7 protein-coding genes are annotated in these 8,358 nt (G+C 61.5%); 1 reads left to right on the top strand and 6 read right to left on the bottom strand.

The features are described 5' to 3' along the window. A partial coding sequence (locus AC1DF8_RS33195) for an FAD-dependent oxidoreductase (RefSeq protein WP_478156941.1) occupies positions 1-323 on the bottom strand: 323 nt, incomplete at its 3' end. Positions 324-436: 113 nt separating this feature from the next. Then, on the bottom strand, positions 437-1,210 hold the full coding sequence (locus tag AC1DF8_RS33190) for a DeoR/GlpR family DNA-binding transcription regulator (protein ID WP_112547463.1): 774 nt from the start codon (positions 1,208-1,210) through the stop codon (positions 437-439). Positions 1,211-1,453: 243 nt separating this feature from the next. Between AC1DF8_RS33190 and ftsZ the strand changes: the two genes are divergently transcribed. Continuing rightward, positions 1,454-2,476, top strand: a complete 1,023-nt coding sequence (gene ftsZ / locus AC1DF8_RS33185) for a cell division protein FtsZ (protein ID WP_113117912.1) — start codon at positions 1,454-1,456, stop codon at positions 2,474-2,476. Between the two features lie 131 nt (positions 2,477-2,607). Here the strand turns inward: ftsZ and AC1DF8_RS33180 are convergent, their stop codons facing one another. The 4 genes from AC1DF8_RS33180 to AC1DF8_RS33165 are packed head-to-tail and all read right to left on the bottom strand — an operon-like array spanning position 2,608 to position 8,349. Continuing rightward, the gene (locus AC1DF8_RS33180; protein WP_478156938.1) at positions 2,608-4,227 is read right to left on the bottom strand and encodes a GMC family oxidoreductase; all 1,620 of its coding nucleotides are present in this window, start codon (positions 4,225-4,227) and stop codon (positions 2,608-2,610) included. Further along, on the bottom strand, positions 4,224-5,753 hold the full coding sequence (locus tag AC1DF8_RS33175; protein WP_478156936.1) for an FGGY-family carbohydrate kinase: 1,530 nt from the start codon (positions 5,751-5,753) through the stop codon (positions 4,224-4,226). Before AC1DF8_RS33175 ends, AC1DF8_RS33180 begins: the two co-directional genes overlap by 4 nt. A gap of 32 nt (positions 5,754-5,785) precedes the next feature. Then, on the bottom strand, positions 5,786-6,628 hold the full coding sequence (locus AC1DF8_RS33170) for a class I fructose-bisphosphate aldolase (RefSeq protein WP_478156934.1): 843 nt from the start codon (positions 6,626-6,628) through the stop codon (positions 5,786-5,788). Continuing rightward, entirely contained in the window at positions 6,613-8,349 is a 1,737-nt protein-coding gene (locus AC1DF8_RS33165; RefSeq protein WP_478156932.1) for a glycerol-3-phosphate dehydrogenase/oxidase, read from the bottom strand. The genes AC1DF8_RS33170 and AC1DF8_RS33165 overlap by 16 nt, the downstream gene beginning before the upstream one ends. Positions 8,350-8,358: the final 9 nt, after the last annotated feature.

The raw sequence follows: 8,358 nt of genomic DNA, 5'->3' as shown, positions 1-8,358 counted from the left end.
AAGAGGCCAAGCCGGATCATCCAGGCCGGCCTGATCCCGCCCTTGTGATAGGGCAGCACGAAGCGCAAAGGCCAGATGATATGCGGGGCCATGGCCCAGAGGATCTCGCGCTCCATCAGCGATTCCCGCACCAGGCGGAACTCGTAATGCTCGAGATAGCGCAATCCGCCATGGATGAGCTTGGTGGCACCCGACGAGGTGCCGGAGGCGAAATCGTTCATCTCCGCAAGCGCCACCGTATAACCACGACCCACGGCATCGCGCGYTATCCCGCAGCCGTTGATCCCGCCACCAATGACGAAAATATCGTGGATTCGGCCCATATTCCCCCCGTTCGAGCCAAGACAGCGCAACAGTTCCCCCGACCGTTGCGAAAGTGAGGGTGATTAAATCGAAAATTTTCCGAATGTCAAACGAATGTTATTGGCCGTAAAAATCAGCGGTTAGCTTTCGCTGCTTCGATCAGCACGACACCGCTCTGCTGACAGATATTGCGGATGGAGGGCGAATCGCATTGGTCGGTAATGAAGGTATGGACCTGCGAAATCTGGCCGATCCGGACAGGCGCAGTGCGCTCGAACTTGGTTGAATCCGCAACCAGGATAACGTGTCTCGCATTGGCGATGATAGCCTGCGCCACCTTCACCTCACGGAAATCGTAGTCGAGAAGCGCGCCATCCGGATCGATCGCCGACGCTCCGATCACGGCATAATCGACCTTAAACTGGCGGATGAAGTCGACCGCCGCCTCGCCGACGATGCCGCCGTCGGACTGGCGCACCACGCCGCCGGCGATCACCACCTCGATATTGTCGATCAGTCGCAATCTATTGGCAACATTGATGTTATTGGTGATCACCATCAATTCGTGATGATCCGAGAGCGCTTCTCCGACAGCTTCCGTGGTCGTGCCGATATTGATGAAAAGCGAACTGTTGTTGGGAATGAGATCAGCGGCAGCCACACCGATCGCCTGTTTCTCCATCGCGGCGATCTGGCGCCGTGCATCGTAGCGGACATTTTCCGTCCCGCGCGGGAAGGTTGCGCCTCCGTGAATGCGGGTCAGGAGCTGTGCATCGCAGAGATCGTTCAGATCCTTGCGGATCGTCTGCGGTGTCACGGCAAACTGCGCCGCCAGATCATCGACCAGCACCCTGCCCGACGATCTCGCAAGTGCGATGATCTTCTCCTGGCGATCCGACAGAAACATGCGCCCTCCCTTCGTTTCGCTTTCATCTTTAGCGAAACTTCGCCTCAAGGCAAAGCGATCGATACTGGTGCGATCCTCCGGATCAATCCGACCGTTCACTGCTTTCGAACATGAACCAGTGCTGAAATCCCTTTGGATATTGCAAAGCCCGCCCCGCCTCTGCCTTGTTGCGCGCTTAACGTATTATGCGATTCGCTATCCGCGACGGGGCGGAGCATGCACGAGGGACAAAAGGAGAGTTCGATGACAGACGCCAAGAGCGGCATTACGGGACTACGGCCGCAGATCACGGTGATTGGCGTCGGCGGAGGCGGTGGAAACGCGATCAACAATATGATCGCCGAAAAACTGGCGGGCGTCGATTTCATCGCCGCAAATACCGATGCCCAGGTGCTGGCGACCTCCAAGGCGACGCGCCGCATCCAGCTCGGCGCGCATGTCACCGAAGGTCTCGGCGCCGGCTCCCTGCCGGAAGTGGGCCGCGCGGCTGCCGAAGAATCGCTCGACGAGATCATGGACCACCTGAGCGGCTCGCATATGTGCTTCGTCACGGCCGGCATGGGCGGCGGCACCGGCACGGGTGCGGCACCGGTCATTGCGCATGCCGCCCGTGCAGCCGGCATCCTGACGGTCGGCGTCGTCACCAAGCCCTTCACCTTCGAGGGCAATCGCCGCATGAAGATGGCCGAAGCCGGCATCGAGGCGCTGCGCCAGGCAGCCGACACCGTCATCGTCATTCCCAACCAGAACCTCTTCCGCATCGCGGACGCCAAGACCACCTTCGCCGATGCCTTCATGACCGCGGACCGCGTGCTTTATGCCGGCGTGGGCTGCATCACCGATCTCATCGTCAAGGAAGGCCTGATCAATCTCGACTTCGCCGATGTGAAGTCCGTCATGCGCGGTATGGGCCGGGCCATGATGGGCACGGGCGAGGCTGAGGGCGAAGCACGGGCGATGAAGGCGGCGGAAGCTGCAATCGCCAACCCACTGCTCGACGATATCTCGATGAAGGGCGCCAAGGGTGTGCTGATCTCGATATCAGGCGGTTCCGACATGACCCTCTTCGAGGTCGACGAGGCCGCAAGCCGGATTCGCGATGAAGTCCAGGACGACGCCGAAATCGTCGTCGGCGCAATCTTCGACCGCGGCCTCGACGGCAAGTTCCGCGTCTCCGTCGTTGCGACCGGGCTCGAAGGCGCCGGCCCCGTCGCAACCGTGCCGAACTTGGCCGCAGGGCAGGTCTCGAACCGCACGCTGCAGTAGATCGATAAGATCGCCTGACCGCCACGCAGATCCTCGCAGCGGTGACGAACAACTGAGAGAGATAGGATTGACCGCCGCCGGTGCGGCATCCTGGCTCTCTCAGCACCAACGTGATGAAGTTCTAAGCGCCGTTAGCGCAGAATCATGTCGGACGCCTTCTCGGCAATCATGATCACCGGGGAGTTGGTGTTACCGGAGACGATCGTCGGCATGACCGAAGCGTCGACAATGCGCAAAGCGCCCACGCCATGCACTCTCAACTGTTCGTCGACGACAGCCATGCTGTCACGCCCCATCTTGCAGGTTCCAACCGGGTGGAAGATCGTGGTGGCGATGTCCCCAGCGCGGCTGATCAATTCATCATCGCTTTGAAATTCCTTGCCAGGAAGCATCTCCTGCGGCCGGAACTTCGAGATGGCGCTCGTCTGCATGAGACTGCGGGCATGGCGGATGGATTTTGCAGCAAGGATGCGATCTTTGCTGGTCGAGAGGTAGTTGGGCTTGATCTCGGGAGCTGCGGACGCATCCGACCCGGCAATGTGGACCGTCCCCCGGCTCTCCGGTCTCAGGTTGCAGACCGATACAGTCACCGCGGGATAGCGGTGCAGCGGTTCGCCGAGCCTGTCGGTGCTGAGTGGCTGCACATGATATTCGAGATCGGCGGTCGCGACTGCCGGGTCGCTCCTTGCGAAAATACCGAGCTGACTTGGCGCCATCGAGAGCGGGCCGGAGCGGCGTAGCGCATATTGCAAGCCCATGCCCGCACGGGCGAAAAGATTGTGGTAGAGCTGGTTCAACGTCTTTGYCCCCTCGATCCGGAAAACCGTCCGGATCTGAAGGTGGTCCTGCAGGTTCTCGCCGACGCCGTGAAGCGCGTGAGCCACGTCGATATTGACGGAGGACAACAAATCCGGGCGGCCAATCCCGGAAAGTTCCATGATTTTCGGCGAGTTGATGGCACCGGCCGAAAGGATGACTTCACGACCGGCATGCGCGACATGGATCTGCCCGTTCAAACGGAAGCGGACTCCGGTTACACGACGTCCGCCGAGCACCAGCCGCTCCGTTTCCGCTCCGGTCAGCACGCGAAGGTTAGGGCGCCGCATTGCGGGGCGCAGAAATGCCTTGGTGGTATTCCAGCGAACGCCGCCACGCTGATTGACCTCGAAATAGCCCGATCCCTCGTTGTCACCGCCGTTGAAATCATCGGTCTTGGGAATACCGAGCTCTTCGGCTGCGTCGCGAAAGGCATCCAGGATCGGCCAGGAAAGTCGCTGCCGTTCCACGCGCCATTCGCCGCCTGCCCCGTGCATGGCAGAATTGCCGCGGTAGTTATCCTCGGATTTGAGAAAATAGGGAAGCACGTCATCCCATCCCCAACCTTCGTTGCCCGCCTGACGCCAGCCATCATAGTCGGCGGCCTGCCCCCGCATGTAGATCATGCCATTGATCGACGAGCAGCCGCCAAGCACCTTGCCGCGCGGATAAGGAAGCGACCGACCGTTCAACCCAGCCTCGGCGGCGGTGCGCATCATCCAGTCGGTACGCGGATTTCCCATGCAGAAGAGATATCCGATCGGCACATGCACCCAGTGATAACGATCGCTGCCGCCGGCCTCGAGCAAGAGGACGCGGTTGGCCGGATTTGCCGACAGCCGATTGGCAAGAACGCATCCAGCCGAGCCTGCCCCCACGATGATGAAGTCGTAAGAGCCCGCGTCGGCAACCGCTTCCGTTGAAGGCCCGCTCACGCCGCTGCTCCTGCAACTTCGGTTTTCGCCGACACGAGCCGCCGCCAGATCGGAGCCATTGCCTCGGCGATATCGCGATAGAGGCCATAGCGGCGCGCGTAATGGTCTTCCAGGCGTTTGTCAGGGATGTAATTGCGTTCCATGCGAACCATCGAGGCGGCGCCGGCCTCGAACGACGGAAAGACGCCGGCCCCGGTTCCCGCCGCAATCGCGGCCCCGAGCGCGCCCGTTTCTCGTGAGCGGGCGATCGAAACCGGCACGCCCAGAACATCGGCGAATATCTGCGGCCAGACCAGGCTTCGCGAGCCTCCACCGGAAAGTACGGCTTCGTCGAATGTTGCCCCGGCACTGCGCATGGTCTCGACGTGTTGACGATGGCCGAAAGCGACGCCTTCAAGGACCGCTCGCACCAGATGGCCCTTCGTGTGCCAGCCAGCAACGCCATAGAAGCCGGCACGGGCATTGCCATCCTGCTGCGCGCCATACAGGAACGGATGATAGAGCGGATCGTCGGCGCCGGGCTCGACGGCAGCGGCGAGCGCCGCACAATGATCGAAAGGCGAGCGCCCGTCAGGCGAGGCGTCGGGGAAAAACTCCCGCACCAGCCATTCGAGGTTCGCAGCCGACGTGGCGCTGGACTCGATCGCCATGTATCGCTCGCGGTCGAATGTGGACGACATGAAGACAGGCCCGGCCAGTTGCGGCGCATCGATAATCACCTGATTGATGCTCCAGGTCCCGGCGATGATCGAGGCAGCACCCGTCCGGGTCACGCCGGAACCGATCGCCGAAGCGACGACATCGAACAGGCCGCCGATCACAGGTGTACCGACGGCAAGACCCGTCTGCGCGGCCGCCGCGGCCGTAACGTGACCTGCGATGTCCGAGCTCTCGAGCAATCGTGGCAGCATCGCCAGGCAATCGCCGAGGCCATAGGCATCCATCAAGGTCTCGCTGTAGCGGCGGTTGGCAACGTCAAGCAGGCCGCAGCCCGTCATGTCGGACACCTCGCTGACGCGGGCATCCGTCAGGCGGTTGACGATGAAATCCTTGCAGAGGAATACAGTGCCGATCCTGCCGAAGATCTCCGGCCGGTGGCGTTTCAGCCAGGCAAGCAGCGTCGGCGTCTGCGATGGCCAAGGGCGCTGCCGACCGATCGGATGGGTGCGATCACCGATTCCCTGTGTCTGCCATTCCTCGACCAGAGCCGCAGCGCGCGTGTCGAGCGACTGGATGCCGAGCAATGGTTCACCCTCGCGATCAAGCGCGTAGAGACCGTTACCATGTCCTGCGCAGCCGATCGCGATAATCTCCTCGGGCCGGATGCGGGCCTGCTCGATGCAGCTGCTGATGACCTGACGTGCATTCGTCCACAATTCGTCCAGGCCACGCTCGACATGGCCGGGGCATGGCATGCGGCTGTGCCCCTCGGCTGACGCGGCAGCGACCTCGTTGCCCTGCCGGTCAAAGATCACCGCCTTGATCACGGTGTTGCCAGCATCAAGCCCCAACAGATAATTTCCCATGCAGAACTCCTCCCCAGGTTCAGCAACTATTTTCAATCGTGCTCGTAGAGCGCAAAGGCTTCCTCGCCAGTAGCGTCGCCATGCACGATGGCCATCAGCCCGCGCACGACTGCCCCCGGATTGGCGTGCTGATAGATGTTGCGCCCGTAGACCATGCCGACCGCCCCCTGCCGCATCAAGGCCGCAGACTTGTCGAACACGGTCCGAAGATCCTCCTTGCCGCCGCCGCGCACCAGAACCGGGCAACGCGCCGCCTCCACGACCCTGTGGAAATCTTCCGCATTGGTTGTCGGATCGGCCTTGACGATATCGGCGCCCATTTCGCGCGCAAGCCGTGTCAGGGTGACGATCTTGTCGGCATCGCCATCGACCATGTATCCACCCTTTTCCGAGACCGGCTGCATGACCAGAGGTTCGATCATCAGCGGCATTCCGTACTTGTCGCAATCGGCGCGGACACGTGCGATGTTCTGCACGCATTGGCGAAAGAGATCCGGCTCGTCAGGCAGCATGAAGAGATTGACGACGACGCAGGCCGCGTCCATCTCGAGCGCACCAATCAGCGGTTCGGCCTCGTTCTGCAGCACCGCCCACATGTCACGGTGTCGAATCCTGTTATAAGGGTTGCCCATGTCGATCCGCATTACCAGCGCCGGCTTGTTCTTGCCGGCGACATTCTGGAGCAGATCGGCCTGGCCATAGTTCATCTGGATGGCGTCCGGGCCAGCGGCCGTCAGCGCCTCAACGACCGATTTCATGTCCTCAAGGCCGCTCAGGAAGGACGGCTCGTTGCAGACGCCGTGATCGATCGCAACGTCGAGGCAGCGACCATGACCGAAGAGCCGGTTCATCCGGACTTTCATGTTGTTTCGCATTTTTTGCTCCTTTGTTCGTTCCGTGCGGAAAGGCTGAGTTCGTCGACGCCGTGGCGGTCGCGCAAAAGGGTGAGGAAGCGGCTTCGCTCCGCAGCCCGCAAAGCTGGCGTCCACGCCTTCTCCGCTGCCAGAAGATCGAGGACGGCATCCGTCATCTCGAGCGACAGCGTGCCGGTGATCGCCAGCGTCGTTCGCCGGAGCAGAACGTCATCGAGATGTTCGACGGCTTCGTTCCTGATGAGGAAGAGAATTTCGCGCTCCGAATAGGCCGCCTGCGGCAGGGGTGCATCAGGCGCAGCCACGATGAAGGCCGCGATCGCTTCGGCTTCCGTCCCGTAGCGGGAGAAGAGTTCTCCCATGCGATCGCCGGAAATACCTTTTTCCCTCGCCGTCCTGGCAATCCAGTCTGCGCGATCCGGTGGGAATCGCCTGCCACCGCCAATTGGCCGCTCAGCGGTTGTTACGCGACGTGTCCTGCCGAGACGTTCCAGCGCGAGATCGGCCGCAAGTTCGCCGAACGAGCGAAACGTCGTCCATTTGCCGCCGATCATGCAGAGCACCGCCGGCCCACTGCCGGAAGTTTCCACGATGGTACAGAAATGGTCGCGCGGGATGCGACCGGTGAAGCTGTCCTTGCTCGTCGGCAGCGGGCGCACGCCCGAGAACTGAAAACTGATTTCCTCCGCCCGGATCTTGATGCCAGGCAGCACGAAGCCAAGCGATTGCAGGATATAGTCTCGCTCGTCGGCTTCGCAGCGCACGGTTTCGGGATCATCGACGCGAATATCGGTCGAGCCGACCAGCACCTTGCCGAGATAGGGAAACAGGATGCAGATCCTTCCATCCTCGTTCTCGTAGTAGATCATGTGATCGGCCAGGGCGTCGTAGAGTTCGGCGTTGTCGATGATGAGGTGAGATCCCTTGGTGCCACCCATCAGGGTTGCCGGGCGTGCATCCGGTGAGAAAAGAGTGTCGTTGGTAATGTCGATCCATCCGCCAGTTGCGTTGATGATGAGTGTGGGGTCGACCTCCGCGGAGCGGCCGCTGACAAGGTCGCGAATGACAAACTGCCCGGGACCCGCTGCACGAATGTCGGCGTAGTTCAGCGCTCCTGCGCCAGCGCCGGCAAGAAGGGCATCATCGAGCAGCTCGATGCCCAAACGTTCGGGGTGACTGATCCACGCATCGTAGTAGGTCGCAGAACTTCTGATTTCCGGGTTGAGCGCCGGCCACTTCGCAAGCGTTGTGCGTCGGCCGCGAAACTGGTGACGCGGCATCATTGCCCGTTTGCGCGTGAGGAAATCATAGATGCTGAGCCCCATCTTGATTGCGACCGCGCCGCGACGGCTGGGGCGACGGGTCAGCCCCAGGAAGCGGACGATGCCGTTGCCCAGCCCCGAAAAGGCATCGAAGACAGGCACCGTCGTCGGCAAGGGGGCGACATAGTGCGGAGCGTTTCGCAACAAACGGTCGCGCTCGACAAGCGATTCCTGCACCAGCTTGAACTCGCCGTTCTCAAGATAGCGAAGTCCGCCATGCACCATCCGTGACAGCGCCGCACTCGCTCCGGAGCAATAGTCATGCTTCTCGACGAGAAGGACGTTGAGCCCCTGCAGCGCCAGCTCCCGGAAGACGCTGATGCCGTTGATACCGCCGCCGATGACGCACACGTCCACCTTCGGGCTTCGTCGAAGCCCGTCCAATATCTCTTCGCGATTCATGATGCGATC

The sequence above is a fragment of the Rhizobium sp. 05N49 genome, from assembly GCF_056396805.1.
This window is presented reverse-complemented; position numbering and strand designations above follow the sequence as displayed.